This window comes from Ruegeria sp. F11, assembly GCF_056533855.1.
In genome coordinates this window covers 58,884-85,138 of record NZ_JBQFOW010000005.1, presented here as the reverse complement: position 1 = coordinate 85,138, position 26,255 = coordinate 58,884, and the positions used below count along the sequence as shown (strand labels likewise).

At 60.4% G+C, this 26,255-nt stretch carries 27 protein-coding genes and 3 tRNA genes; 14 read left to right on the top strand and 16 right to left on the bottom strand.

Features of this window, described 5'->3' with window-relative positions:
• Window positions 1-27: 27 nt before the first annotated feature.
• The 5 genes from ACR0NJ_RS07965 to ACR0NJ_RS07945 are packed head-to-tail and all read left to right on the top strand — an operon-like array spanning window position 28 to window position 5,027.
• Window positions 28-894: a carbohydrate ABC transporter permease gene (locus ACR0NJ_RS07965; protein ID WP_480816597.1), complete on the top strand. Its 867-nt coding sequence runs from the start codon at window positions 28-30 to the stop codon at window positions 892-894.
• A gap of 13 nt (window positions 895-907) precedes the next feature.
• The gene (locus ACR0NJ_RS07960; RefSeq protein ID WP_480816596.1) at window positions 908-1,738 is read left to right on the top strand and encodes a carbohydrate ABC transporter permease; all 831 of its coding nucleotides are present in this window, start codon (window positions 908-910) and stop codon (window positions 1,736-1,738) included.
• A 12-nt stretch (window positions 1,739-1,750) separates the two neighbouring features.
• Window positions 1,751-2,755: an ABC transporter ATP-binding protein gene (locus tag ACR0NJ_RS07955; RefSeq protein WP_480816595.1), complete on the top strand. Its 1,005-nt coding sequence runs from the start codon at window positions 1,751-1,753 to the stop codon at window positions 2,753-2,755.
• A complete protein-coding gene (locus ACR0NJ_RS07950) occupies window positions 2,752-3,525 on the top strand; it encodes an L-iditol 2-dehydrogenase (RefSeq protein WP_480816594.1) in 774 nt (257 codons plus the stop codon). Before ACR0NJ_RS07955 ends, ACR0NJ_RS07950 begins: the two co-directional genes overlap by 4 nt.
• The gene (locus tag ACR0NJ_RS07945; RefSeq protein WP_480816593.1) at window positions 3,525-5,027 is read left to right on the top strand and encodes a mannitol dehydrogenase family protein; all 1,503 of its coding nucleotides are present in this window, start codon (window positions 3,525-3,527) and stop codon (window positions 5,025-5,027) included. The genes ACR0NJ_RS07950 and ACR0NJ_RS07945 overlap by 1 nt, the downstream gene beginning before the upstream one ends.
• 165 nt (window positions 5,028-5,192) lie before the next feature.
• On the opposite strand, the gene ACR0NJ_RS07940 is transcribed toward ACR0NJ_RS07945, so the two are convergent.
• Window positions 5,193-5,276: transfer RNA gene (locus ACR0NJ_RS07940), tRNA-Tyr, on the bottom strand.
• Between the two features lie 115 nt (window positions 5,277-5,391).
• Here ACR0NJ_RS07940 and rlmB point away from each other — a divergent pair.
• The 4 genes from rlmB (at window position 5,392) to ACR0NJ_RS07920 (ending at window position 7,690) form a co-directional block, all read left to right on the top strand.
• Entirely contained in the window at window positions 5,392-6,165 is a 774-nt protein-coding gene (gene rlmB / locus ACR0NJ_RS07935) for a 23S rRNA (guanosine(2251)-2'-O)-methyltransferase RlmB (protein WP_480816592.1), read from the top strand.
• Window positions 6,166-6,177: 12 nt separating this feature from the next.
• Window positions 6,178-6,456, top strand: a complete 279-nt coding sequence (locus tag ACR0NJ_RS07930; RefSeq protein WP_480816805.1) for a hypothetical protein — start codon at window positions 6,178-6,180, stop codon at window positions 6,454-6,456.
• A gap of 110 nt (window positions 6,457-6,566) precedes the next feature.
• Window positions 6,567-7,016 (top strand): YHS domain-containing (seleno)protein, encoded by a 450-nt coding sequence (locus ACR0NJ_RS07925; protein ID WP_480816591.1) that lies wholly within the window; start codon window positions 6,567-6,569, stop codon window positions 7,014-7,016.
• A gap of 197 nt (window positions 7,017-7,213) precedes the next feature.
• Complete coding sequence (locus tag ACR0NJ_RS07920; RefSeq protein WP_480816590.1) at window positions 7,214-7,690, top strand: CoA-binding protein; 477 nt, start codon at window positions 7,214-7,216, stop codon at window positions 7,688-7,690.
• Here ACR0NJ_RS07920 and ACR0NJ_RS07915 read toward each other — a convergent pair.
• The 3 genes from ACR0NJ_RS07915 to hisF all read right to left on the bottom strand — a co-directional run bounded on the left by ACR0NJ_RS07915 (window position 7,687) and on the right by hisF (window position 9,395).
• On the bottom strand, window positions 7,687-8,250 hold the full coding sequence (locus ACR0NJ_RS07915) for a hypothetical protein (RefSeq protein ID WP_480816589.1): 564 nt from the start codon (window positions 8,248-8,250) through the stop codon (window positions 7,687-7,689). The genes ACR0NJ_RS07920 and ACR0NJ_RS07915 overlap by 4 nt on opposite strands.
• Window positions 8,251-8,319: 69 nt before the next feature.
• A complete protein-coding gene (locus ACR0NJ_RS07910; protein ID WP_480816588.1) occupies window positions 8,320-8,637 on the bottom strand; it encodes a phosphoribosyl-ATP diphosphatase in 318 nt (105 codons plus the stop codon).
• Entirely contained in the window at window positions 8,634-9,395 is a 762-nt protein-coding gene (gene hisF, locus ACR0NJ_RS07905) for an imidazole glycerol phosphate synthase subunit HisF (protein ID WP_480816587.1), read from the bottom strand. Before hisF ends, ACR0NJ_RS07910 begins: the two co-directional genes overlap by 4 nt.
• Window positions 9,396-9,516: 121 nt before the next feature.
• Here hisF and ACR0NJ_RS07900 point away from each other — a divergent pair, with 121 nt between their 5' ends.
• Window positions 9,517-9,963, top strand: coding sequence for a DUF302 domain-containing protein (locus tag ACR0NJ_RS07900; protein ID WP_480816586.1), 447 nt, complete (start codon window positions 9,517-9,519; stop codon window positions 9,961-9,963).
• A gap of 1 nt (window position 9,964) precedes the next feature.
• On the opposite strand, the gene hisA is transcribed toward ACR0NJ_RS07900, so the two are convergent.
• Entirely contained in the window at window positions 9,965-10,684 is a 720-nt protein-coding gene (hisA, locus tag ACR0NJ_RS07895; RefSeq protein ID WP_480816585.1) for a 1-(5-phosphoribosyl)-5-[(5-phosphoribosylamino)methylideneamino]imidazole-4-carboxamide isomerase, read from the bottom strand.
• A 134-nt stretch (window positions 10,685-10,818) separates the two neighbouring features.
• On the opposite strand from hisA, the gene ACR0NJ_RS07890 reads away from it, so the two are divergent.
• The gene (locus tag ACR0NJ_RS07890; protein ID WP_480816584.1) at window positions 10,819-11,220 is read left to right on the top strand and encodes a DUF2147 domain-containing protein; all 402 of its coding nucleotides are present in this window, start codon (window positions 10,819-10,821) and stop codon (window positions 11,218-11,220) included.
• 4 nt (window positions 11,221-11,224) lie between these two features.
• Here ACR0NJ_RS07890 and hisH read toward each other — a convergent pair whose 3' ends face one another.
• Together hisH and hisB are read right to left on the bottom strand one after the other, a co-directional pair.
• Window positions 11,225-11,863, bottom strand: coding sequence for an imidazole glycerol phosphate synthase subunit HisH (gene hisH / locus ACR0NJ_RS07885; protein ID WP_480816583.1), 639 nt, complete (start codon window positions 11,861-11,863; stop codon window positions 11,225-11,227).
• Window positions 11,864-11,951: 88 nt separating this feature from the next.
• Window positions 11,952-12,539, bottom strand: coding sequence for an imidazoleglycerol-phosphate dehydratase HisB (gene hisB / locus ACR0NJ_RS07880; protein ID WP_480816582.1), 588 nt, complete (start codon window positions 12,537-12,539; stop codon window positions 11,952-11,954).
• A 154-nt stretch (window positions 12,540-12,693) separates the two neighbouring features.
• Here hisB and ACR0NJ_RS07875 point away from each other — a divergent pair, with 154 nt between their 5' ends.
• Window positions 12,694-12,933: an Lrp/AsnC ligand binding domain-containing protein gene (locus ACR0NJ_RS07875; protein ID WP_480816581.1), complete on the top strand. Its 240-nt coding sequence runs from the start codon at window positions 12,694-12,696 to the stop codon at window positions 12,931-12,933.
• Here the strand turns inward: ACR0NJ_RS07875 and ACR0NJ_RS07870 are convergent.
• The 7 genes from ACR0NJ_RS07870 to ACR0NJ_RS07840 all read right to left on the bottom strand — a co-directional run bounded on the left by ACR0NJ_RS07870 (window position 12,930) and on the right by ACR0NJ_RS07840 (window position 21,400).
• Complete coding sequence (locus ACR0NJ_RS07870; RefSeq protein WP_480816580.1) at window positions 12,930-13,796, bottom strand: GNAT family N-acetyltransferase; 867 nt, start codon at window positions 13,794-13,796, stop codon at window positions 12,930-12,932. The two genes, ACR0NJ_RS07875 and ACR0NJ_RS07870, sit on opposite strands and share 4 nt — an antisense overlap.
• A gap of 83 nt (window positions 13,797-13,879) precedes the next feature.
• A tRNA-Gly gene (locus ACR0NJ_RS07865) sits at window positions 13,880-13,954 on the bottom strand.
• Window positions 13,955-13,988: 34 nt separating this feature from the next.
• Window positions 13,989-14,063, bottom strand: a tRNA-Gly gene (locus ACR0NJ_RS07860).
• A 320-nt stretch (window positions 14,064-14,383) separates the two neighbouring features.
• Window positions 14,384-14,767 carry an MAPEG family protein gene (locus tag ACR0NJ_RS07855; RefSeq protein ID WP_480816579.1) on the bottom strand — a complete coding sequence of 128 codons (384 nt, stop codon included), beginning with the start codon at window positions 14,765-14,767 and terminating at the stop codon, window positions 14,384-14,386.
• 75 nt (window positions 14,768-14,842) lie between these two features.
• The gene (locus ACR0NJ_RS07850) at window positions 14,843-18,280 is read right to left on the bottom strand and encodes a pyruvate carboxylase (RefSeq protein ID WP_480816578.1); all 3,438 of its coding nucleotides are present in this window, start codon (window positions 18,278-18,280) and stop codon (window positions 14,843-14,845) included.
• A 121-nt stretch (window positions 18,281-18,401) separates the two neighbouring features.
• Window positions 18,402-19,562, bottom strand: coding sequence for an alpha-hydroxy acid oxidase (locus ACR0NJ_RS07845; protein ID WP_480816577.1), 1,161 nt, complete (start codon window positions 19,560-19,562; stop codon window positions 18,402-18,404).
• A gap of 38 nt (window positions 19,563-19,600) precedes the next feature.
• Window positions 19,601-21,400 carry a sensor domain-containing diguanylate cyclase gene (locus ACR0NJ_RS07840; RefSeq protein WP_480816576.1) on the bottom strand — a complete coding sequence of 600 codons (1,800 nt, stop codon included), beginning with the start codon at window positions 21,398-21,400 and terminating at the stop codon, window positions 19,601-19,603.
• 154 nt (window positions 21,401-21,554) lie between these two features.
• Between ACR0NJ_RS07840 and ACR0NJ_RS07835 the strand changes: the two genes are divergently transcribed.
• Window positions 21,555-23,951 carry an ATP-dependent helicase gene (locus ACR0NJ_RS07835; protein ID WP_480816575.1) on the top strand — a complete coding sequence of 799 codons (2,397 nt, stop codon included), beginning with the start codon at window positions 21,555-21,557 and terminating at the stop codon, window positions 23,949-23,951.
• Between the two features lie 3 nt (window positions 23,952-23,954).
• Here the strand turns inward: ACR0NJ_RS07835 and ACR0NJ_RS07830 are convergent, their stop codons facing one another.
• Window positions 23,955-24,245, bottom strand: coding sequence for a DUF1330 domain-containing protein (locus ACR0NJ_RS07830; RefSeq protein ID WP_480816574.1), 291 nt, complete (start codon window positions 24,243-24,245; stop codon window positions 23,955-23,957).
• Window positions 24,246-24,615: 370 nt separating this feature from the next.
• Window positions 24,616-24,840 (bottom strand): DUF1127 domain-containing protein, encoded by a 225-nt coding sequence (locus ACR0NJ_RS07825; RefSeq protein WP_480816573.1) that lies wholly within the window; start codon window positions 24,838-24,840, stop codon window positions 24,616-24,618.
• A gap of 908 nt (window positions 24,841-25,748) precedes the next feature.
• On the opposite strand from ACR0NJ_RS07825, the gene mraZ reads away from it, so the two are divergent.
• A complete protein-coding gene (mraZ, locus tag ACR0NJ_RS07820; RefSeq protein WP_480816572.1) occupies window positions 25,749-26,252 on the top strand; it encodes a division/cell wall cluster transcriptional repressor MraZ in 504 nt (167 codons plus the stop codon).
• Window positions 26,253-26,255: the final 3 nt, after the last annotated feature.

Sequence of the window (26,255 nt, the reverse complement as noted above, 5' to 3'; positions counted from 1 at the left end):
TGTGCCTGAACAGAGAGGTCTTGTCTCATGGCTACTCAACATTCCCGATCCGTTGCGCGCCTGATGATGGCACCTGCAGTTGTACTGCTTCTGGGCTGGATGCTCGTGCCGCTGACGATGACGCTGTATTTTTCCTTCAAGAAGTATCTGCCGTTGCGCGGTGGTGATCTGGGCTGGGTCGGGTTTGACAACTACGTCCGGTTTGTCTCGTCCAGTTCGTTCTGGCCTGCGGTGCAGGCGACGCTGATGATCGTTGGCGGCGTGCTGGTGATCACTGTGGTTCTGGGCGTCCTGCTGGCCATGCTGCTGGATCAGCCGATGTGGGGGCAGGGCGTTGTCCGTATCCTTGTTATCGCCCCCTTCTTCGTGATGCCGACCGTATCCGCGCTGGTCTGGAAGAACATGTTCATGGACCCGGTGAATGGCCTGCTGGCCCATCTCTGGCGCTTCTTCGGGGCCGAGCCGATCTCATGGCTCTCTGAGGCATCCATGACCTCGATCATCATGATCGTCTCATGGCAGTGGCTGCCCTTTGCGACGCTGATCCTGCTGACGGCTATTCAGTCGCTGGACAGCGAACAGTTGGAAGCGGCGGAAATGGACGGTGCGCCGGTTCTGAAACGCTTCTATCACATCGTCCTGCCGCATCTGAGCCGCGCGATCACCATCGTGATCCTGATCCAAACAATCTTCCTTTTGTCGATCTTCGCCGAGATTTTCGTGACCACCGGCGGCGCGTTCGGCACCCGCACACTCACCTACCTGATCTTCCAGCGCGTGCTGGAAAGCCAGAATGTCGGCCTGGGATCAGCCGGAGGTGTCTATGCCATCATCCTTGCCAATATCGTTGCGATCTTCCTGATGCGCATCGTCGGCAAAAACCTGGACGCGTGAGGAGGTAACGATCATGGCCCGCGCCGTCACAACACAACGTAAAACGATCAACACCGCCATTGCCTGGGGTATCGGTCTGCTGATCTTCTTTCCGATCCTCTGGACCATCCTGACCAGCTTCAAGACCGAGGCGCAGGCGATCGCGAGCCCGCCGCTGTTCCTGAATTTCGACTGGACGCTTGAGAACTACGCCATCGTGCAGGAACGTTCGGACTATATGCGGTTCCTGTGGAACTCGGTCATCATCGCAGGCGGCTCGACCATTCTGGGGGTGATTATCGCGGTGCCCGCCGCATGGGCGATGGCCTTTGTGCCCTCGAAACGCACCAAGGACATTCTGCTGTGGATGCTGTCCACCAAGATGTTGCCTGCGGTCGGCGTGCTGTATCCGATCTATCTGTTGTTCATCCGTCTGGGTCTGCTTGACACGCGCGGGGGGCTGGTCGTGGTACTGATGCTTATCAACCTGCCGATCATCGTCTGGATGCTCTACACCTATTTCCGCGAAATTCCGGGAGAAATCCTTGAAGCCGCTCGGATGGACGGGGCGACGTTGAAAGAGGAAATCCTCTATGTCCTGACGCCCATGGCCATCCCCGGCATCGCCTCGACTGTGCTGCTGAACTTCATCCTGGCGTGGAACGAGGCGTTCTGGACCCTCAACCTGACCGCCGTCGATGCGGCCCCGCTGACCGCCTTCATCGCCAGCTATTCCAGCCCCGAGGGCCTGTTCTTTGCCAAGCTCAGCGCGGCCTCGACCATGGCGATTGCGCCAATCCTGATCCTTGGCTGGTTCAGCCAGAAACAACTTGTCCGCGGCCTGACCTTCGGCGCTGTGAAATAAGGAACACGACACATGGGACGCATTCAACTCAAGTCCGTGACCAAAAGCTTCGGCGACGTACAGGTCATTCCCCCTCTGGATCTGACCATCGAAGATGGCGAGTTTACCGTCTTCGTCGGCCCCTCGGGCTGCGGTAAATCCACGCTTCTGCGCCTGATTGCGGGGTTGGAGGATATCACCTCGGGCTCCATCGACATTGACGGCTCGGACGCCACCGACGTACCACCTGCCAAGCGGGGGCTGGCGATGGTGTTCCAGTCCTACGCCTTGTATCCGCACATGTCTGTCCGTAAGAACATCGCCTTTCCGCTGCGCATGGCCAAGCTGGATCAGGCCGAGATCGATAAGCGCGTCGAAGGGGCGGCCAGTGTCTTGAACCTGTCCGACTATCTGGACCGCCGCCCCGGCCAATTGTCGGGCGGTCAACGCCAGCGCGTTGCCATTGGCCGCGCCATCGTTCGCGAACCAGCGGCATTCCTGTTTGACGAGCCTCTTTCGAACCTCGACGCCGCGCTGCGCGTGGGCATGCGGCTTGAGATCAGCGAATTGCACGAACGTCTTGAAACCACGATGATCTACGTGACACACGATCAGGTCGAGGCGATGACCATGGCCGACAAGATCGTCGTCCTGCAGGCCGGTGTGATCGAGCAGGTCGGCAGCCCGCTTGAGCTATATCGCACCCCACGCAACCTGTTCGTCGCGGGCTTCATCGGCTCGCCAAAGATGAACTTTATCGAGGGCGAAGAGGCCGCAAAACACGGCGCGCATACCATCGGCATTCGCCCCGAGCACATCGGCGTCTCCGAAAGCGAGGGCGAGTGGTCCGGGGTTGTCAGCGTCTCTGAGCATCTGGGGTCTGACACCTTCTTCCACGTCCACGAAACCGGTCTGGCCGAAACCATCACGGTAAGGGCCGATGGCGAGGTCGGTTTCCGCCACGGAGATCGCATTCACCTGACCCCGCGCGCGGACGTCATCCACCGGTTTGATGCGCAAGGGCTGAGGATCGAATGAAACGGTTGGCCGGCAAAACCGCCCTTATCACAGGTGCCGCGCGCGGCATCGGGCTGGCTTTTGCCAAAGCTTACGTTGCCGAAGGTGCGCGGGTGGCGCTTGGTGATGTCGACATCGACCGGGCGCAACAGGCGGCTGCTGAAATCGGCGAGGCCGCCTTGGCCGTCGAGATGGACGTGACCGATCAAGACAGCATCGACAAGGCGGTCGCGCAAACGGCTGCTGCATTTGGGCCCATCGAAATTCTGATCAACAACGCGGCGATCTTCACAGCCGCGCCGATTGTGGAAATCGACCGCGCCGATTATCGGCGCGTTTTCGACATCAATGTCGCGGGCACGCTGTTCACGCTGCAAGCGGTCGCGCGGCACATGATCGACCACGATGTCAAAGGGCGCATCATCAACATGGCCTCGCAGGCGGGGCGGCGGGGGGAGTCCTTGGTGGCAGTCTACTGCGCCAGTAAGGCGGCTGTAATCTCGCTGACGCAATCGGCGGGCTTGAACCTGATTGGGCAGGGGATCAACGTGAACGCCATCGCTCCGGGCGTTGTGGATGGCGAGCATTGGGATGGCGTCGATGCGTTCTTTGCAAAACACGAGGGCAAGCAGCCGGGGCAGAAAAAGCGCGAAGTTGGCGCGGCGGTGCCCTATGGCCGGATGGGGCGCGCGGACGACCTGACCGGGATGGCTGTGTTTCTGGCATCGGATGAGGCCCGTTACATCGTCGCCCAGACCTATAATGTCGATGGCGGAAACTGGATGAGCTGATGACACCGGCGGCGCACGTACATACTCCGATCAGGCTAGGGCGCAGCCAGTTGTCCGAACTGCCTGCGACCGTCAAAACGCCGCGCTACCGGCGCGAGGATCTGACGCCGGGCATCGTCCACATCGGTCTGGGCAACTTCCACCGTGCCCATCAGGCCTGGTACATCCATCAGTTGATGCAGCAAGGCAGGGCGCAGGACTGGGCCATCATTGGCGCGGGCGTGCGCGCTTATGACGCCGGGATGCGGGACAAGTTGATCCGGCAGGACTGCCTGACCACGCTGATCGAACTGGACCCGGCGGGCATATCGGCGGAAGTCACCGGGCCGATGATCGACTATCTGCCGATTGAGGCCGGAAACGACACCCTGATCCGCCAGATGTCCGATCCGGCCATCCGGATCGTGTCGCTTACCGTGACCGAGGGCGGCTATTATCTGGACGCGAATTCAGGCGAATTTGACAGCGATCACGAAGACATCCGCCATGACGCGCAAAACCCCCGACAGCCCAAAACGGTGTTCGGGGCCATCGTGGCGGCTCTGACGCTGCGCCGCTCTGAGGGTCTGCCGCCCTTCACCGCAATGAGCTGCGACAACCTGCAGGGCAACGGGGCGATCCTGCGCAAATGCGTTCTGGGCCTCGCCCGGCTGTCGGACCCCGGTCTCGCCGATTGGATCGAGGAAAACGGGGCCTTTCCGAACTCGATGGTGGACTGCATCGTGCCCGCCACCACGGATCAGGTCTTTGCCCAATGCCGGGATCTGGGTGTCGATGATCTGGTACCGGTCACGCATGAGAATTTCCGCCAATGGGTCATCGAGGACGATTTCTGCGCCGGGCGGCCCCCTTTGGAAGCGGTCGGCGTTACGGTAACGAACTCCGTCCACGCCTATGAGGCGATGAAGCTGCGCATTCTGAATGGCGGCCATCAGCTTTTGGCCAATGTGGGGGAGGTTCTGGGCGTTCCTACCATTGCGGCTTGCGTGCAGGATACTGGAATCGCAGGGTTCTTCCGCAAGGTTCAGATCGACGAAATCGCGCCGTATGTTCAGGCGGTTCCGGGTATGCCTCCGTCAGAATATCTGAAACTGGTCGAACGCCGCTTTGCGAACACGGCCATTCACGACACAACCCGCCGCGTCGCCTTTGACGGCTCGGCCCGCCACCCGGGTTTCCTGCTGCCATCGCTGCGCGACGGGCTGGCGGCCGGGACCTGCGTCACCGGTCTGGCCCTGGCCGAAGCGCTCTGGGCCCGAATGTGCGCCGGGGTGCGAGAGGACGGAACAGAGATCGCGCCCAACGATCCGATGTGGGCCGATTTGCAGGCTGCAGCGCAGGCCGCCAGACAGGACCCGCAGGCCTGGATGCGCGGAACAAACCTGTATGGTGATTTGGAAAGCGACGCCCGTTTTGCCAAGGCATTCGCGACGTGGCTGCCTGAGATTTGGCGGGATGGATGTCGCGCGGTGATCGCAAGATACCTGCAACAGGCGCGCTGACGGACCGGCCTTAACCCTCTTGCGCAGGCCGCGCACGCACTTGATTGATCGCACAGGCGGTATCTTCCAACGCATCACCGAGCGGTAGGCAGCGTGCTTTGACGCAGCCGAATGCGAATGCGGCCGCCATAAAACCACATTCTTGTATCGAAGCTGCGTGAAGAATGGTGGGCGACCCTGGAATCGAACCAGGCGTGCGTCTCCGCGAGGGAGTTACAGTCCCCTGCCACACCTTGCGGCCTGTCGCCCACTGTCAGGCGTTGCACCTGACGTGGAGGCGTGATTACTAGCGCACCAAAGGAGCGTCAACAGGAAAATTCCGCTTTGACGTAGGAAACCGAATTCCCGGCCCGGAGGCCCTGAAATGAAGAAACCCAAGTGGGTCGTCGAGAAGGAACAGGCGCGCAAAGCTGCAGCAGCAGAGACCGTCTGGCTGTTCGGTCTCCACGCCGTGCGCGACGCGTTGATGAACCCGAAACGGCAGAAATTGCGCCTGATCGTGACCCGCAATGCGCGGGATAAACTGGCTGATGCCATTGATTTTGCGGGGATTGAAGCGGAAATGGTCGATCCGCGCAAATTCACCGCTCCGATCGATCCGGGCTCAGTCCATCAGGGGGCCGCGCTTGAGGTCAAGCCGTTGGACTGGGGTGGGCTGGCCGAGAATTGCATCGGGCGCGAACACCCTCGGGTCATTCTGCTGGACCGGGTGACCGATCCGCATAACGTCGGGGCGATTCTGCGCTCGGCCGAGGTGTTAGGGGCCAGTGCCGTGATCGGGACCCGTCACCACTCGGCGCCCGAAACCGGAGCACTGGCCAAAACCGCGAGCGGCGCGTTGGAACGTCAGCCGTATCTGCGGGTGCGCAATCTGGCGGATGCCATTGTCGAACTTCAGAACATGGGTTTCTTGGTCCTCGGACTTGATGGTGAGGCCGATGAGACCATCGAAACCACTCTGGGCGACCAGCGCGACCGCCCGGTGGCTCTGGTGCTGGGGGCGGAGGGGCCTGGGTTGCGGCAGAAGACCAAAGAAACCGTGGATCATCTGGTGAAAATTGACGCAGCCGGGGGGTTCGGGTCGCTGAACGTCTCAAACGCGGCGGCAATCGCCCTATATGCATCCCGTCACAGGTAACAGGAGGTCGCCATTCCCAGCCCCAAGAAAATCGCCACCTGCTGTTATTGCGGGACCCGCACCGCGCTGGTTCTGAAAGGCAGGGAACGGCACGAGCTAAGCTGTTCCAATTGCGGCGCGCCCTTGCATGACCTGAAGATGCTGCCCCGGAAAAAGGTGGCTGAACGCCCGCAATATGTGGAAGGCGTTGGGCTGAAAAGGCCAAAACCCAAGAAGAAAAAGAAGAAGAAAAGCCTCTGGTCGCGCGCGATGGAGGAAGCCTGGGACGTGGTTGAAGATATCTTTGACTGAACAGAATCGGGCGGGGTCAAAAAGCGTTCACAACCCTGTTAACGGGGGTTTAATGCAGCCTAAAAAGTTGCAGTTTGTTGGCCTGATATCGTGATTCTGAACTTGTTATGATGACCCGACGTTCTCTTTCCGGCGCGCTATTCGCCCTTTTCCTTGGTTCTGCGGCCTTTACGCAGGATGTCCCTGTTTATTTCGCGTCCGAAGGGGCCGCGATGGACGGGTACGATCCTGTGTCCTATTTCAACGGCAATACTCCGGTCCGGGGGCAGCCCGAAATTGCGGTGACGTGGAAAGGGGCCGAATGGCATTTCGCGTCGCAGGAAAACCGGGAGTTGTTTGAGGGCAACCCGCGCGCCTTTGCGCCTCAGTTCGGCGGGTACTGTTCCTACGCCATGGCCTATGGGATGCTCAAAAGCACCGACCCGCAGGCGTGGCAGGTTGTGGACGGGCGCTTGTACCTGACGCATTCGCCCGAGATCGAGCAGATGTGGCAGGACGATCGCGCCGCATACATCCACATGGCCGAGGAAAACTGGCCGTCGGCCCTGTATGCCGAGTAGGCGAATCTCCGCTTTTCGTGACTTGTCATCACAAAAATGCGCATCCCCTCTTTTTTTCGTCCAAATTATGCCTAAATGTCACAGTGACCGCGGAACGGAACTGCCGCGGGTCATTTCACTGTCCCTCGTTCCAACAACTGGCGCCCAAGGTATCTTGGGCGCTTTTTTCTTTTCGGGACAGTGCTTAGGATGCGGCCATGCCTGAGTATTCCGACGAGTTCCTGAAAACCATCCTGACGCGCACCAAAACCGTAGCGGTAGTCGGCGTGTCGATGAACCCGGTGCGGCCCAGCTACTACGTGGCGCGGTATCTGTCTCTGAAAGGGTTCACGGTCATTCCTGTCAATCCCGGTCATGCGGGCAAAGTCCTGTTTGGTCAGACTGTTCGCGAAAGCCTGTCCGCGATTAACGAGCCGGTGGATATGGTGGATATCTTCCGCCGGTCCGAGGCTGTTCCACCAATTGTCGATGAGGCGTTGCAGGCCTTTCCCAACTTGCAGACGATCTGGATGCAAATCGGTGTCGAACATGAAGCGGCGGCTGCCACGGCGCAGGCGCGGGGTGTCGATGTGGTCATGAACCGGTGTCCCAAAATCGAGTATCAGCGCCTGTCCGGAGAGTTGCGGATGGGCGGGTTCAGCACCGGGATCATATCCTCAAAGCTGCAGACTTAACCCTCGTAAGGCTTCAGCCGCGCTACCTGTTCCTTACGGCGCTTTTCCAGAACAACGTCGCGCGGCACCCAGTCGTACCGCGTATCTTCGGCCAGCGGAGACCAGTGCAAAACCCCACCATAGCGCCATGGGTCCAGTACCACGCCTTCGTACATCGAGTCGCCCTTGCGACTGATGATGGCAGTGCTGTGGTCGATGCGGAACGGGTTGTCCGCGTTGGCGATAGCCCGGTGCAGGGTCAGCGTGTCGAAGTTTTCCTGTTTAAGTCGCCGCTCAATATCCTCGGCCCAATGCCAGCACAGGCCGCGCGGCCGCAGGCCCTTGTTGACCTTGGCATTGTGGATCAGCGGCGGGTCGGTAATTTCGTATTCCTGCGCCAGTTGCGCGGTATAGGCATAGGCGATGCGCGCGGCCCGGTTCGCCTCGGCAGGATCAATATCCGGCCCGAGGCTTTGGATTTCCGCCGCCAGACGCTGCACCTCATCCACCGTGGATGGCGGCGGCGTGGCGCAGGCGGCGAGGGTGGCAAGCGCGGCTGCAAACACCAAAGCTCTGATCATGCGCGCGCCCTTTGCCTTAGACATCCCGAGCCCGGACTATAGCGGGCCATGCCACCGCACGAAACCCGCTTACCCTTTGGGCCGCGCCGCCTTTTCAGCAATGCCGCTGGTGCCCTGACGGCGGGCCAGGTCACTCAGCACATCATCCAGCGCCACATCCCGTGCGGCCAGCATGACCAGAAGGTGATACAGTACATCCGCCGCCTCGGCGGTCAGCTTTTCCCGATCGCCTTTGACAGCTTCGATGATGGCCTCGATCGCCTCTTCCCCGAATTTCTCGGCGCATTTTTCGGGGCCCTTGGCCAGCAGCTTGGCGGTCCAGCTGCTGTCAGGGTCGGCCCCTTTGCGGGCCTCGATCGTTGCGGCCAGATCGTGCAGAATGCTCATGTCAGCCTCATAGGAACGCCTGCGGCGGCCATGTGTTCCTTGGCCTCGCGGATGGTGTATTCGCCGAAATGGAAGATCGAGGCCGCCAGCACCGCGCTCGCCCCGCCCTTGGTCACGCCCTCGACCAGATGGTCCAGAGTGCCGACGCCGCCCGAGGCAATCACCGGCACGTCCACCGCATCGCTGATCGCGCGCGTCAACGGCAGGTTGAACCCCGCCTTGGTCCCATCCCGGTCCATCGACGTCAGCAGGATTTCCCCCGCACCCTTGGCCACAACGGTCCGGGCGAACTCCACCGCATCAATGCCGGTCGGTTTGCGACCACCATGGGTGAAAATCTCCCACTTGCCGGGGCTGACGGTTTTGGCGTCGATGGCGCAGACGATGCACTGGCTGCCGAACTGGTCTGCGGCCTCAGCGATCACATCCGGGTTAGCCACGGCGGCCGAGTTAAAGCTGACCTTATCCGCCCCTGCCAGCAGCAGGGCACGCACGTCATCCTTGGTGCGCACGCCACCGCCCACGGTCAGGGGCACGAAACACTGTTCCGCCGTCCTCTGCACCACATCGAACATCGTGCCCCGGTTCTCATGCGTGGCGTGGATGTCCAGAAAACAGATCTCATCCGCGCCGGCGGCGTCATAGGCCTTGGCCGATTCCACCGGATCACCCGCATCGCGCAGGCCGACGAAATTGACGCCCTTGACCACGCGGCCATCGGCGACATCCAGACAGGGAATGATGCGGGTTTTCAGCATGATGTGTCCTTTGCTCGGGGGCACCTCTACCGGCAAAGCCCCGCCGATGCCAGACTTGTGATTGTGATCTGCCGCGAAGCCATGGAAATTAGAGGTGAAATTCACGAAAAGGAATTCTGTTATGCGACATCTTCTGCTGGCATCACTCTTCACAATCGGAGGCACCCTGTCCGCCATGGCTGACGACATCATCAAGGTCCAGACAAACAAATCCGTGGCCGAAGCGCTGGACGCGCTGGAAGCTGCCGTTGGCAATGCAGGCGCCACCGTCTTTGCCCGCATCGACCACGCGGCGGGCGCCGAAAAGGTCGGCACGCCGATCCCGCCCAATCAGGTGCTGATCTTCGGCAACCCGGCTCTGGGCACGCCAGCGATGCAGATCGACCCGCGCGCCGGGCTGTTCTTGCCGCTGAAAGTGCAGGCCTATCAGGACGCCGATGGTCAGGTCTGGCTGGCCTATGAAGACCCGAAAGAGACGATGGATGAGCTTGACGAGGTCGAGAAATCCCCTGTCATCGAGAAAATGCGCGGTGCTTTGGCGAAACTGACCGGTGCTGCCGCGCAGTAACTCAGCTCAGGGCGCGAATGGCCTCAGCCAGGTCAATCGCGCCGTCATACAGCGCGCGGCCTGATATCGCGCCGTCCAGCGCGACGCCGCAATCGCGCAGGGCGATCAGGTCGTCCAGCGAACTAACGCCCCCCGATGCGATCACCGGGATCGAGACCGCCTGCGCCAGCGCCGCCGTGGCCTCGATATTCGGGCCCTGCATCGCGCCGTCGCGGTTGATATCAGTGTAGATGATCGCCGCGACGCCTGCGTCCTCGAAGCTGCGTGCCAGATCGGTGACTTGCACATCGGTTTCCTCGGCCCAGCCCTTGGTGGCGACCATGCCGTTGCGGGCGTCGATGCCGACGGCGACCTTGCCGGGGAATTCGCGCGCCGCTTCGCGCACCAGATCGGGGTTCTCGACCGCGACAGTGCCCAGAATGACCCGGGCCAGACCCTTGTCGATCCAGGTTTCGATCGTGGCCATATCGCGGATGCCGCCACCCAGTTGTGCAGGCACGTCGCAGGCTTTCAATATTGCCTCAACGGGTGCTGCATTGACCGGCTCCCCCGCAAAGGCCCCGTTCAGATCGACCAGATGCAGCCACGCGCACCCCGCCTCGACAAAGGCGCGGGCCTGCGCCGCCGGGTCTTCGTTAAAGACCGTGGCCTTGTCCATTTCGCCACGCAGCAGGCGCACGGCGTTGCCGTCTTTCAGATCGATAGCGGGGTAGAGGATCATGTGGGGCGGCCCTATATCACAGTTACACGCCAGCGATATCGCACAGGCGGGGCAGGGGCGCAACGCGACGCAGGGTCAGGCTTGCCCGGTGCCCAGCCGCAGGCCAGACTGATCGGAAATACAGGGAGAAAACTATGAAGACTTTTACTCTTGCCGCAGCGTTTGCCGCGATGGCCACTGCAGCTTTTGCGGATGATCCGGTGGATGGCCTTTGGAAAGTCGGGCCGGGCGACTCGGGTGGATTTGTACACGTAACCATCTCGGAATGCGGCAGCGCAATCTGTGGCACCATCGACACTGCCTTTGACAAGGATGGCAATGAGGTGCTGGATTACCCCAATTTGGGCAAGCAACTCATCTGGGACATGATTCCCGAAGGCGACGGGACCTATGACAATGGCAAGATATGGAACCCGGACAACGACAAGACCTACACGTCAAAAATGACGCTGGACGGCCAGAACAAACTGACCGTCAAGGGCTGTGTCGCGGGTGGTCTGATCTGCAAAGGGCAAACCTGGACGCGAATTCAGTAACCGCTCAGGGGGCCCAGGTCAGGAAGTTCCCGATCATCCGCAGGCCCACATCCTGACTTTTCTCAGGATGGAACTGCATCCCAACCATCGTGTCGCGGCCGACCACGGCCGTGACCTCTTGCCCATAGTCGACATAAGCCAGCCGCTGCGCCGGATCGGTGACACGAAAATGGTAGGAGTGCACGAAATAGGCGTGATCGCCTGATTTCACCCCTTTGAACACCGGATGCTCGCATTCCAGAACCAGATCGTTCCAGCCCATATGCGGCACCTTCAGCGCCGTATCCGAAGGCTCGATCCGAACCACGTCCCCGGCAACCCAGCCCAACCCGTCGGTTTCGCGGTATTCATGACCTTTCGAGGCCATCAACTGCATCCCCACGCAGATGCCCAAAAACGGACGGCCCTTCTGTTCAACCGCCTCGACCATCGCGTCATAGATGCCCTTGTGGCCCCGCAACTCGGTTTCACAGGCCGGAAACGCCCCGTCACCGGGCAGCACCAAACGGTCCGCCCGCGCCACGACATCAGCGTCCGAGGTCACGACAACCTCGCCCGCATCGACCTCAAGCGCCATGCGCTGAAACGCCTTTTCTGCCGAGTGCAGATTGCCCGACTCATAATCAATGATCGCAGTCAGCATGGTACGGCCCAGTTCTTCTTCTTGTTCTAAATACGGCGGGGTGAATTGGCCGAAGGCCAAGAGGGGCAGCGCCCCTCACGCCAACAACCTACAACGCGCCCTTGGTCGACGGAATCGCATCCGCCTTGCGCGGATCGGTCTCGACCGCGTCGCGCAAGGCGCGGGCGACGGCCTTGAAGGCGGCCTCGGCGATGTGGTGGCTGTTGAAGCCGTGCAACTGGTCGATATGCAGAGTGATGCCGCCATGGGTCGTCAGCGCCTGAAAGAATTCGCGCACCAGTTCGGTATCGAAACTACCGATCTTCTGCGTCGGCAGGTCCACATTCCAGATCAGAAACGGACGCCCCGACAGGTCCAGCGCGCACCGCACCTGCGCGTCATCCATCGGCAGGTGACACTCCCCATAACGGCGAATACCCTTCTTGTCGCCCAAAGCCTGCGTCAAAGCCTGACCCAGCGCGATGCCGGTATCCTCGACCGTGTGGTGATCGTCGATGTGATAATCGCCCTTGGCCCGGATCGTCATGTCGATCAGCGAGTGCCGCGCCAACTGGTCCAGCATGTGGTCAAAGAACCCGACGCCGGTCTGGTTGTCATACTGGCCGGTGCCGTCCAGATTGACCTGAACCGAGATCTCGGTCTCGGCGGTCTGACGGCTGATCTGAGCGCTGCGCATGGGCGAATTCCTTTTGCTACAGGGGCGCTTATAGACGCGGACGGGCGGCCTATCCAGACCGCTTTCAGCCTTCGCCGAAAACTGTTGCAGGGGATTGCACCTGCGCCCGCCCCGTGCCAGCCTGCGGGCAACTCAAATCAACAAGGTCCGGCCCATGTCCACCTGCGTTTTCATCCAGATCCGCTGCAAACCCGGCTCTACCTACAAGGTGGCCGAAGACATCGCCCTGCGCGAGATTCATTCCGAGCTTTACTCCACCAGCGGCGAATATGACCTGCTGCTGAAACTCTACATCCCCGAGACCGAGGATGTGGGCCATTACATCAACGAAAACCTGCTGGTGATTCCGGATATCGAACGATCCCTGACCACGATGACCTTCAAGGCGTTCTAGCCCAGCTCAAACGTCGTCACACCGAAAATCCGGTCCAGATCGATATCCGGCTGATGATCCGAATACATCCGCGCAGTTTCAAATACCTTCTCAAGCCCCAGCGCATCCGCCAGCGCAAAGGCGGCGGCGTTGGGCTGCGGCATGTCGATGAACACGTCATGCGCGGCGTGATCGTCGGGTATGGCTTGTAGCATCGAGGCCAGCAGGGTCTGCGCAATCTCGGCGTTATCCGCAAATAACGGCCCGACCTTGTACCCGCTCTGACAGGGGCGCAGGGTCGCATAACCTTTGATAACCCCATTCTCGGCAAACACGCGCGAGGCATGGCGAGGCGCGCTCAGCCAGTCGCGCAGGAAGATGTCGCGCGGGGCCGGGAACATCTGCCGGTCATAGGCGGCCAGATCGTTTGACAGCCCGTCCAGCGCTGTGACCCGCGCCGCCGGTTGCGCCCCGAGCACGGCCAGAATCCCGCGTTTTGTGCCGCCAAAACGATAGTTGTTATAGGCAAAGGTAAACCCGGATTTGCGATAATTATCCTGCTGCTCGACCACCCCGTCCAGACCCATATTCCGACCCTTGCAATGGGCCAGCGCATGGCCTGCGATCTCAAGCCCGTGGCCGTGGTGTCGAAACTCGGGTTTGACGATGTAGAACCCCAGAAACGAGAACGCATCGTCATAATTCACCGCCGAGACCGAGGCGATCATCTCGCCCTCAAGAAACCCGCCCAGAAACCCATCGGGGTCGGTGGGGCGAAAACACTCGGCATCGTGGACACCGGGGTTCCACCCCTCGCGGCCCGCCCAATCGACGGCGTGCTGCACTTCGGCGGCGGTAAGGGGGCGAATGACATAATCCGACATGAGCGTAGCCTTGCAATCTGCGTTGCAATCAACATGGCGCAACGCTCAGCAAAGAACCAGCATGTTCGGGAATGGTTGGTATCTGGAGCGGGCGAGGCGATTCGAACGCCCGACCCTAACCTTGGCAAGGTTATGCTCTACCCCTGAGCTACGCCCGCATCAGATACTTATGTCGGTCCAAAGACCTCTCAATGGAGCGGGCGAGGCGATTCGAACGCCCGACCCTAACCTTGGCAAGGTTATGCTCTACCCCTGAGCTACGCCCGCGCCGTTGAGTGAGGAGGGATTTATAAAGTCCCACGCAAGCCTGCAAGCGGAAAACGCACCTGCAGGAAAATTTCTTTTCTTGCGACGGAATTCAGCCGGACCTGCGTTGAACCTTTAGACAGGGCTAAAAAGTTCGAGGTGACAGGTGAAAAATAAAGAGACATTCAAAATCGCGACCTTGGCTATTCTTATGGCCGTCGCCGCGATTGTGACCCATGTTGTGCCAGAACCGGAGGCCAACGTTCAGTTGTGGCAATCGGCGAGTACGGTGGTGACCGGGCGTTTAACGGGGTGATATTCCGCCCGGTTGCCGTAACCGTTCAGAGCGCCATCACCAGATTGATGATGGCGGCAATCAGGATGGCTGTGAAGGTCAGCACCATGCCGATCTGGCGCAGAATGACGACCTGAGGGGTCTTGCCAAACCCATAAGCATGGCAGAGCCGCCCGGCCAGCAGACACAACCCCAGCAGGTTCACCAGCAGGCCGCTGGCCCCCTGCAACTCGACCATTGCGATCAGCAGCAGCGCGAAGGGCGCGTATTCGGCAAAGTTGGAATGGGTCCGCATCGCCTTGAGCATCGCAGCATCGCCAGAATCGCCATAGGAAATCTTGTGGCTACGCCGGGTATTGATGACCCAGCCGCTGAGGCCGACATAGATGATCGCCAGCAGCGCGGCGTAGATCGGAGTGATCGACAGCATTTTTCCCTCCCTGGTCACGAAACGGGCCGCCCCGATATTCGGACGGCCCGCAGATCAGTCATTAAACTAGAACGGTCACTCCAGTTCGACCAGTAGGTCCTTGGCGTCAATCTGGCCGCCAGGCTGCACGTGGACGGCTTTGACCACCGCGTCACGCTCGGCGTGGATGCCGGTTTCCATCTTCATCGCCTCGATGGTCAGCAGCAGGTCGCCCTCGTGTACTTCCTGACCGGCGGTCACGGCCACGGTGGCCACCACCCCGGGCATCGGCGCGCCGATATGGTTGGGATTGCCAACTTCGGCCTTGGGCCGTTGCGCCGTCGACGCCTTGACCAGACGGTTCGGCACCCGGATCACGCGGGGCTGGCCGTTGAGTTCGAAGAATACTTTGACTTCGCCTTTCTCATCGGTCTCGCCAATGGCCTGACAGCGGATTTCCAGCGTCTTGCCCGGGTCGATCTCGGCGGTGATCTCTTCACCCGGCTCCATGCCGTAGAAGAAGGTGCGCGTTGGAAGAGTTCGGACCGGGCCGTAGGTCCGGTGGCGGCCCATGTAATCCAGGAACACCTTTGGGTACATCAGATAGCCGTTCAGGTCTTCGTCATCGACCTCTTTGCCTTCCATCTGCTTGGACAGATCGGCGCGGGTGGCCTCCAGATCAACTGCAGGCACGTCTTTGCCGGGGCGGTCGTTGTTGGGGGCTTCGTCCTTCAGAACCTTTTTGATGATCGTGTCAGGGAAGCCGCCCGGAGGCTGACCCAGATTGCCGCGCATCATATCGACGACCGAGTCGGGGAAGGCCACGTCCGTCGTTGGGTTCTCAACATCGTCGCGGGTCAGGCCCTGGCTGACCATCATTAGGGCCATGTCACCGACCACTTTCGACGATGGTGTTACCTTGACGATATCACCGAACATCTGGTTCACGTCAGCATACATCTGGGCGACCTCGTGCCAGCGTTCCTCAAGCCCCAAGGACCGCGCCTGTGCCTTGAGGTTGGTGAACTGGCCGCCGGGCATTTCGTGCAAGTAAACCTCGGAGGCCGGGGCCTGCAGGCTGGATTCGAACGCCGCGTACTGGCCGCGCACGGCCTCGAAATAATCGCTGATCTCGCGGATCGCCTTGATGTCCAATCCGGAGTCACGCTCGGTATGGCGCAGGGCCTCGACCACGGTGCCCAGCGTTGCCTGGCTGGTGTTGCCCGAGAAGCTGTCCATCGCGCAATCCACCGCGTCCACACCCGCCTCGGAGGCCGCCAGAATGGTGGCGCTGGCGATGCCTGCAGTGTCGTGGGTGTGGAAATGGATCGGCAGGCCGACCTCTTCCTTCAGCGCCCGGATTAGAATACGGGCCGAGGCCGGTTTCAGCAGACCGGCCATGTCTTTGAGACCCAACACATGCGCGCCTGCGTCGCGCAGTTCCTTCGCCATGCCGACATAGTATTTCAGGTCATACTTGGCGCGATCCGGGTCGAGGATATCTCCGGTGTAACAAACGGTGCCTTCACAGATCTTACCGTTCTCGACCACCGCATCCATCGCCACGCGCATGTTCTCGACCCAGTTAAGCGAGTCGAAGACGCGGAACACATCGATATTCTGCGACGCTTGACGGACAAACTCCTGCACTACGTTGTCGGGATAGTTGGTATAGCCAACACCGTTCGCCCCGCGCAGCAGCATCTGGGTCATCAGGTTCGGCATCCCTTCGCGCAGGTCGCGCAGGCGTTGCCACGGGCATTCCTGCAGGAAGCGATAGGCCACATCGAAGGTCGCACCGCCCCAGCATTCAACGCTGAACAACTGCGGCAGGTTCGCCGCATAGCTGGGCGCGACCTTGATCATGTCGATCGACCGCATCCGGGTTGCCAGCAGCGACTGGTGGCCGTCCCGCATTGTGGTGTCGGTGATCAGCAACTGCCGCTGCGCCTTCATCCAGTCGGCCACGGCCTGCGGGCCTTTCTGCTCCAGCAGGTTGCGGGTGCCCATTTTGGGCTCACCCTTCAACGCCGGGGGCTTGGCCTCTTTCAGGTCCGGCCGAGGCATCGGGCGGTCCTTGGTTTCAGGATGCCCGTTCACCGAGATGTCGGCGATATAGGTCAGAACCTTGGTGCCCCGGTCGCGGCGTTTTTTGAACTGGAACAGGTCTGCTGTCTCGTCGATGAACTTGGTCGTGTATTCATTCGACAGGAAAGTCGGGTGTTTCAGCAGATTCTCGACAAAGGCGATGTTGGTGGAAACGCCGCGCACGCGGAATTCGCGCAGCGCGCGGTCCATCCGCGCAATGGCCTTTTCTGGGGTCGGAGCCCATGCGGTGACCTTGGTCAGGAGCGAGTCATAATACCTGGTGATTACCCCGCCGGCATAAGCGGTGCCGCCGTCCAGACGAATGCCCATGCCGGTGGCCGAGCGATAGGCGGTGATGCGGCCATAATCGGGGATGAAGTTGTTCAGCGGGTCCTCGGTGGTCACGCGTGTTTGCAGGGCATGACCGTTCAGGCGGATGTCGTCCTGGCTGGCTTTGCCGGTGGCTTCGGCCAGGGTCTTACCTTCGGCAATCAGGATCTGCGCCTGAACGATATCGATGCCGGTGACTTCTTCGGTGACGGTATGTTCCACCTGCACCCGGGGATTGACCTCGATGAAGTAGAATTTGCCCGAGTTCATATCCATCAGGAATTCAACGGTGCCTGCGCATTCATAATTCACATGGGCGCAGATGCGGCGGCCAAGTTCGCAAATTTCGGCACGTTGTTCGTCGGTCAGATACGGGGCAGGGGCGCGTTCAACCACCTTTTGATTGCGGCGCTGGACCGAGCAGTCGCGTTCATAGAGGTGATAAATCTCACCATGTTTGTCGCCCAGAATTTGCACCTCAACATGGCGGGCGCGGGTGATCATCTTTTCAAGATAGCCCTCGCCGTTGCCAAAGGCGGCCTCGGCCTCGCGGCGGCCTTCCAGCACTTTTTCTTCCAATTCGTCTTCCGACAGGATCGGGCGCATGCCGCGCCCACCGCCACCCCAGGACGCTTTAAGCATCAGCGGATAGCCGATCTCGGCAGCTTCTTTGCGAATGGCATCCATGTCATCGCCCAGAACTTCGGTCGCCGGGATGACCGGAACGTCAGCGGCAATTGCCACCTTCCGCGCGCTGGCCTTGTCGCCCAGCGCGCGCATGGTTTCGGCCTTGGGACCAATGAAGGTGATGCCGTTTTGCACACAGGCGTCCACGAAATCGGGGTTTTCTGACAACAGGCCATAGCCGGGATGGATCGCGTCTGCGCCACATTCCTTGGCGACACGGATGATTTCATCAATGCTCAGATAGGCGGCAACCGGCCCCATTCCTTCGCCAATCCGATAAGCCTCATCTGCTTTGAATCGGTGCAGCCCCAGCTTGTCTTCTTCGGCAAAGACAGCCACGGTGCGTTTGCCCATCTCATTCGCGGCGCGCATGACGCGGATGGCAATCTCGCCCCGATTGGCGATCAGGATCTTTTTGAAGTCAGTCATTTCTCGTCCCGGTCCTGTTGGTTTGGCCGTATTGGTGGGCGGACAATACGCGCAGGTACAAGGGTTCTTCTGGGCAGAACCGGCATGTTACCGCTCGCAAACGCCGCTTATATGCGCAAGCTTAATACACACGCTGCGCTGCAGCATCAATCCTGATGTCCTGGCAGCGCATCTTTTCCAAGGTTTCAACACCCAATTGGCCCATATTGGCGAGGATATCCTGACGCAGGATATCTGTAACATGTGCTGGCCCATGCTGCCCCAGCGCCGCAAGCCCATACAGAAACGCTCGGCCCAGCATGACGAAATCCGCCCCCAGCGCAAAGGCGCGCAGAACGTCCAGCCCGCCCTCGACGCCGCTGTCGAAGATCAGGGGCAGGTCCGTGGCCGAGCGGATTGCGGGCAGGACGTCGATGCTTGCCGGAGCTCCGTCAAATTGCCGCCCACCGTGATTCGATATCCACAGGGCGTCAATTCCAGCCTGTTTCAGCCTGTCGGCTTCCTCGGCGCGCAAAACGCCTTTGACGATGAACGGTCCCTCCCAGTTGTCCCGCAACCACTTGACATAGTCCATGTCCGGAGATGTACGCAGCAGATATCCAATATGCGCCGTCGGGGGCAGATCCACCGAGTTGTCGATGTATTTGTCCAGCGTGCGCATATGCGGCACCCCGCTTTGCGCCATCCCGATGGCCCAGGCCGGGCGCAGGGCAATCTGGGCCAGCAGGCGGGGCGTCAGTTTGGGCGGCTGCCGTAGGCCCGAACGGGTTTGCCGCTCACGCCGTGAGGCCACGGGAACATCCGCCGTCAGAACCAACGTGCGGAACCCGGCCTCTTTGGCCCGGCGCAGCATGTCGGTGCGTATCTCCGGGTCTCGCGGTGGATAAAGCTGAAACCAGGCGTCCTCACCGATATGCGGGGCCAGATCCTCGGGTGTCTGACTGGCGACGGTGGATAAGGTATAGGGAATTCCCGACGATTTGGCGGCGCGCGCCAGATGCCCTTCTGCATCCGGCCAGACCAGCCCGGACATGCCAATCGGTGCAATGCCGAAGGGCAGGGGATAATCCTGTCCCAAAAACTGCACCCTGGTACTGTAATCCAGTTCGCCATGCAGGATCGATGGTGTGAACCCGACCCGGTCCAACGCATCGCGATTTCGTTGCCGGGCCTGTTCCGCCCCGGTTCCGCTGTCAATGTAGTCCCAGACAAACCGAGGCAACCTGCGCCGCGCGCGGCGCTTCAAATCTGCGATACCGGGATAAACACTGTGCAGGTCCATGGGGATTGATCCGACCTGCACCGCGATTCGGCAAGGTCTCAGGCGGCAGACGCCGGAGGCCGGGTCTTTGTTGCCACGTTTTCATGGGTCTTGGCTTGGTCTTCCGGGCCCGATCCGTTGGCCACCTGAACCTGGTTGCGCCCCTTGTCCTTGGCGGCATACAGCGCATCATCCGCGGCCCGCATCAAATCCTGCGGCATCGCCCCATGCACCGGATAGTGCGCCACCCCGACCGAGATGGTGATGCGCGGCAGCGACTTCTCGCCATACCGGACCGAGACCGCCTCGACCGCCTGCCGCAGCTGCTCGGCGCGGGTCATGGCGTCGTCGGGGCTGTTGTCGGGCAGGATCAGCATGAACTCTTCCCCGCCGATGCGGCAGGCGATCTCATCCCGATCGCAGCCCTGTTCCAGTGCCGAGCCCACCGCCCGCAGGACCATATCGCCCGCGTCATGGCCGTGTGTGTCGTTGAATTTCTTGAAATGATCCACATCCACCGCAATCAAGCTCAGCGCGGCGCCTGTCTGCTGGCTGCGGCTAATCGATTTGCGCAGCGTGTCGGTCATGTGGCGACGGTTGAACAGCCCGGTCAGCGGGTCGCGCACCGACTGGTCATGCAACTGATCGCGCATCTGCACATTGGCAATTGCCATGCTGATCTGTTCCGCGCACAGCCGCGCCAGCTTCTTGCTGTCGTGAAACGCCGTGCCGCTGCCTTCATGCGCGCGCAGATGCAGCAAGCCCACCGTTTCACCATGGGCGAGAATGGGGAAGCAGAAATAGGGCCGCCCGTCATGCGGTTCGGCATGTTCGCAGACGAAATCAATCTCGGACGCTCCGAATTCATAGGTCCGCCCGCGGCGCAGGCCCCAGCACCCCTCGGGGTGGATATGCGCCTTGTGCGACCCGCCATTCCAACTGGCACAGCCATCCAGCACATCGCGCGAGTTCGAGTACACATACACGCTGCCCTCGGCCTCGGGCAGGATATGGGTCATGAAACGTGACACCATATCAAAGAGCTCATCCAGAGACCGGCTGGATTGCAGCCATTCATTCAACTCTCCCAGCAAGCGCACCTCGCGCGCCAGCCGCAACTGATCGTCCATCAGCTCCCGCTCTTTGATCGCGCGGTTTTTCAGGCCGCGCAGCTGCAGCCGGTTGCTGCGAAACACCACCGCCGCAACCGTCAGGATGGTGCCGATCATCAGGCAACCGACCAGCGCCAGCAGCGGGCGGATCTGCCCCAGAAACGCAACCCGCAGGTCGCTGACATCGGTGAAGAACTGCACCGCGCCCAGATAGGCCCCGCCATTGGTGACCGGGGCCACCGTCTCGGCCACGTCCCGGGTCTGGTCCGACCGGCTGAGCGCGGCGGTCTCGGCATGCAGCACCTCCAGCGCGGATTGCTGCGACAGCGCGTAGAAAATACGCCCTTTCAGCGTGTCGTCGCGGCGGTCGACCGTCAGGGCGGGCGCGTGGCTGTGCGGTCCGGCCGAGGACCAGATGGCGCGCCCGGTCGCATCATAGACTTGCATCCGGAACACATCCGTCGCCCCCAGAAACCGTTTGAGGATGGTGGCCTCATCCGCGTTGATCTGGCCGGTCGAGAACTCAAGCTGAAAATCGGGCATCAGCACCGAGATATGGCTTTCCCAGACCTCGGCCCGGTGCCGCACCTCGGCCTCGATCATGCGATCGACCAGCGGATCGGCCCCTTTGACCGAGATCCACCCGGCAAGCCCGACAACACACAACAGGCCCGCGCCCGTGATCAGACGTACAAAGACACGCCCCAGAGTTTCTTTCTTTCGACCGTCCACCGAACCAATCCCCATATGCTCCTGCCCACAAGGTCGGGGGTTTTCTTTGAAAAATCGTTAAGGTGCGGCCTTGCCCGGGCCATCCGGTTGCGAAATTTTATGAAATTGAGCGCGAACAAGCCGTGAACAAACCCTTCCCCTCGGCGCTGATCCGGCGTAGTTTGGACCCATGAGCAGTTTTGACGAAATGGACGCCTTCGAGGGCGCATCGCTGTCGGCGCGGGCGATGCCTGCGGCCTCGGTGGACTATCTGAGCGACCTCAACCCGGCGCAGCGCGAAGCGGTGGAACGGCTGGATGGCCCGGTGCTGATGCTGGCGGGTGCCGGGACGGGCAAGACCAAGGCGCTGACCGCGCGGATCACCCATCTGCTCAGGACCCATCGGGTGCGCGAGAATGAAATCCTCGCCGTGACTTTCACCAACAAAGCCGCGCGCGAGATGAAACAGCGCGTTGGCCGCATGCTGGGCCGCCCCGCCGAAGGGATGCCGTGGCTGGGCACATTCCACGCGATCTGCGTCAAGCTGCTGCGGCGTCATGCGGAACTGGTGGGGTTGAAATCGAACTTCACCATTCTGGACACAGACGACCAGAAGCGGTTGCTGAAACAGCTGACGCAGGCGGCCAATATCGACGACAAACGCTGGCCAGCGCGGATGCTGGCCGGGATCATCGACGATTGGAAAAACCGAGCGCTCACGCCCGACAAAGTGCCCGCCGCGGATGCGGGGGCCTTCAATCACAAGGGCATCGAACTTTACGCCCAATACCAGACGCGCCTGCGCGAGTTGAACGCGGTGGATTTCGGCGACCTGCTGCTGCACATGGTCACGATTTTCCAGACCCACCCGGACGTGTTGGAGCAATACCAGCGCTGGTTCCGCTACATCCTAGTGGACGAGTATCAGGATACCAACGTCGCCCAGTACCTCTGGCTGCGCCTGCTGGCCGGGGGGCACAAGAATATCTGCTGCGTGGGCGATGATGATCAGTCGATCTATGGCTGGCGCGGGGCCGAGGTGGGCAACATCCTGCGGTTTGAAAAGGATTTTCCCGGCGCTTTTGTGGTCCGGCTGGAACAGAACTATCGCTCGACCCCGCATATTCTGGCGGCTGCGTCCAATGTGATTCGTGGCAATGAAAGCCGCTTGGGCAAAGAGCTTTGGACTGACCGACAAGAAGGCGAAAAGGTTCGCCTGATCGGCCATTGGGATGGCGAGGAAGAGGCGCGCTGGATCGGCGAGGAAATCGACGCGATGCAGGGCGGGACGCGGGGTGTGCGGCCGATGAACCTCGATGAGATCGCCATTCTCGTGCGCGCCTCGCATCAGATGCGGGCGTTTGAGGATCGGTTTCTGACCATCGGCCTGCCGTATAAGGTGATCGGCGGCCCTCGGTTCTATGAGCGGATGGAGATTCGCGATGCCATGGCCTATTTCCGGCTGGTGGTCAGCCCCGAGGATGATCTGGCCTTCGAGCGGATCGTAAACACGCCCAAACGCGGCCTTGGCGACAAGGCGCAGCAGACCATTCAGGTGGTGGCGCGGGAAAACGGTGTGTCCTTGGTCGAGGGCGCGCGGATTGCGGTCGATAACGGGTTGATCAAGGGCAAAGGCGGCAAGGCGCTGCGCGAGTTGATCGACGGGTTGGCGCGGTGGAATGCGATGACGCGCGGACCTCGGATCGAAGTGGATGATGATACGGTGATCGACGATGGCGTCTCGCCCATCCGCTATGGCGCGCCCGAACACACGCATATCGAGCTGGCGCAGATCGTTTTGGACGAATCCGGCTATACGGCCCATTGGCAGAACGAAAAGACGCCCGAAGCCCCGGGGCGGTTGGAGAACCTCAAGGAACTGGTCAACCAGTTGGACAATTTCGAGAACCTGCAAGGGTTCCTGGAGCATGTCAGCCTGGTGATGGACAATGAGCAGGACGGCGACGGGGCCAAGGTCTCGATCATGACGCTGCATGCGGCCAAGGGGCTGGAGTTTCCCGCCGTGTTCCTGCCGGGGTGGGAGGACGGGTTGTTCCCGTCTCAGCGCTCGATGGACGAATCCGGGCTCAAGGGTTTGGAAGAGGAACGGCGGCTGGCCTATGTGGGCATCACCCGCGCGGAAGAGGTCTGCACCATTTCCTTCGCGGCCAACCGGCGGGTGTTTGGCCAGTGGCAGAATTCCATGCCCTCACGCTTTATCGACGAATTGCCCGAGGATCATGTGGAGGTCCTGACGCCTCCGGGCCTTTATGGCGGCGGGCAGGTTACAGCCAGTATCGAGACCCGCGCAGCCGAGGCGAACGTCTATAACTCGCCCGGCTGGAAGCGGATGCAGGCGCGGCAGGGGCAGTATGGGATGTCTCAGCCCAAGGAAAGCCGCAATACGGTGATTGATGCGACAGCGGTGGCCAGCTTCACGCTGGGCGAGCGGGTGTTTCACCAGAAATTCGGCTATGGCGCGGTGACGGGGATCGAGGGCGATAAGGTCGAGGTTGATTTCGACAAGGCAGGGACGAAGAAAGTGGTGTCCCGTTTCCTGGCGGCCAAGAACGACGTGCCGTTCTGACCTCTAGAGTCCTTCGACCAGCACCAGATTCGCCGTTGCTGTCTTTTGCCTGATCTTGGCCAGCGCAACATAGTCCGGATCGTCTTTCCACGCGCGGGCTGCGGCCATGTCCGGGAATTCCATCAGGACGATTCCGTTTTCTGCCCAACTGCCTTCGATCACCTCGACGGGTTTTGACGAAATGGTCAGCAGGCGACCGCCGTGCCTGTCAAAGATCGGCATGAAGCCTTCCAAGTATTTCTGATAGCCGTCCGGGTCGTGAATGGAAATCTGGGCGATGAAATAGGCGGCCATGAGAGACTCCTGATAAATCGTTCACGGCCTCAGCTTACATCTTGTGTGCAAAAAACGAAAAACGGCGGTTCCCAGGGAGGAGGAAGGGGAACCGCCGTTCTTTTCTACATCAAGGCAGGGAGGAGGAGAGCCCCGATGTATACGAACCCGGGTTTGAGCCCGGTATGAGGAAGACGCGGCGACGTCAGGGAGGAGGAGACGTCGCCGCGTGCTTTCAACATCAGGGCAGGGAGGAGGAAGCCCCGATGTGTCAGGTTCCGGCGGTCAGGGCCGGTATAAGGTGCGGCAACGTCAGGGAGGAGGAGAGACGTTGCCGCTGATTACAGACCCAGGGAGGAGGAGGGTCTGATCTCAGTTATCTTGCTGGCGCTTAGCGCGCCGAGAAGTCTTCGACCGCCTGAACGGCCAGGCTGCGGATCATCGAACGGTTTAGGCCCAAGTCGGCCAGTTCGCGGTTTGACAGCGAGGACAGTTCGTTAACCGTCTGGCGGTACAGGCGATACCGTGCGATCCGTGTTTTTGCCGCCTCGATCACCGATGCAAACCCGCTTGCATGTGTGCCCTTCAGCACCGAGGTATTGGTTGCCACTGCCATGTCCGTCATCCGTAAATCTTGTGGTTGCCGGTTCAGTCCGGCGCTTGCTTGAGATTGAAAATAGGCAAATGCTGCAATTGCACAATAGGTCGCGTTATCAATGCTGCTATGCAGCAAATGCATGGTTATCATGGGGTTGAGCGTCGCTGATTGAATAAGCCTTATAAATATATGATTTCCGGTCCGCAGGTGAGGTCTGGACGTTCAGCGATTTCTGTTGGCGCAAACAAAACGCCCCATGTTTGGGCGTATTTTTCTAAAATTTGTGCATGTCGAATGCAGGGATTTTGACCGGCTTACGTAAGGTAAATCCGCGTCCTGAGCTGTGTGGGAAACCATGGGCCAAGGTTCTGAGTCGTGCTTATTCGCGCGTTGAGGGGTCTTGATTCGGGTGATTTCGGGTGGGAATTGTCCGCTCAGGCTAACCTTTTTTCACACGTTCTCAGGTTTTCGGGAATTTATGGGAAAAATTGGTCACGCGACTTTTATCCCATATGTTGTGTTTGGGGTTTCACTTCCGCACACATAAGGTGTATTGGTTTAAGTTTCCATTTGAAATGGGAGTGTTTAAACTGACTCTGTGCTCGTGCGGAACAAAATTTCCTGTTGATTTCCACGATTTCCCATGTCATCCCTTAGATACCCGATGAGGGCGAGGACAGTCAAAGGGGCGCCAAACGACCCCGGACCAAAAGAAAAACAGGTTTCGTACAGGCATCTCGCTTTCATCACTCAACAGATCCGGCGCGCGGGCGAGCAGACATCCCCCCAGGTGGCGCGTGCAGCTGGACATCCCGCTTAGCGGGTCAATGCGGCGGGTTGATCAGTGGCAGCAGATCAACCCGCCGTTTTTACTTCCGGGGGGAACGTGAATTTCAGGTGGGGCGCAAGCGAAAGGGACAGTCGTCTTGGCGCGCAGGTTCAGAGGTGAAAGCCACCATAAGGTGGACACGAAGGGCAGGGTCTCGATCCCGGCCTCGTTTCGCCGTGTGCTTGAAGCGTCCGATCCCAACTGGCAGCCCGGTGACAATCCTGAGCTTGTGATTGTCTATGGCGACCACCGCCGCAAATACCTTGAATGCTACACCATGCAGGCGATTGACGAGGTCGACGCCAAGATCGACGCTCTGCCGCGCGGCTCGATGCAGCGTCGTATGCTGCAACGGCTGTTCCACGGTCAGTCCTTCCCGACCAATGTTGATGAGACCGGCCGTCTGGTCCTGCCCGCCAAGCTGCGCACCAAGATCGGCCTTGAGGGCGAGGCGTTCTTTATCGCCGCCGGGGACACCTTCCAGATCTGGAAGCCCGAGACCTATGAGGCCGACGAACTGGCCGCGACCGAGGAATGGCTGGACGATCTGCCGGAAGATTTCGATCCGATGCAGTATCTTGACGGCATCGGGGATGGGTGACGG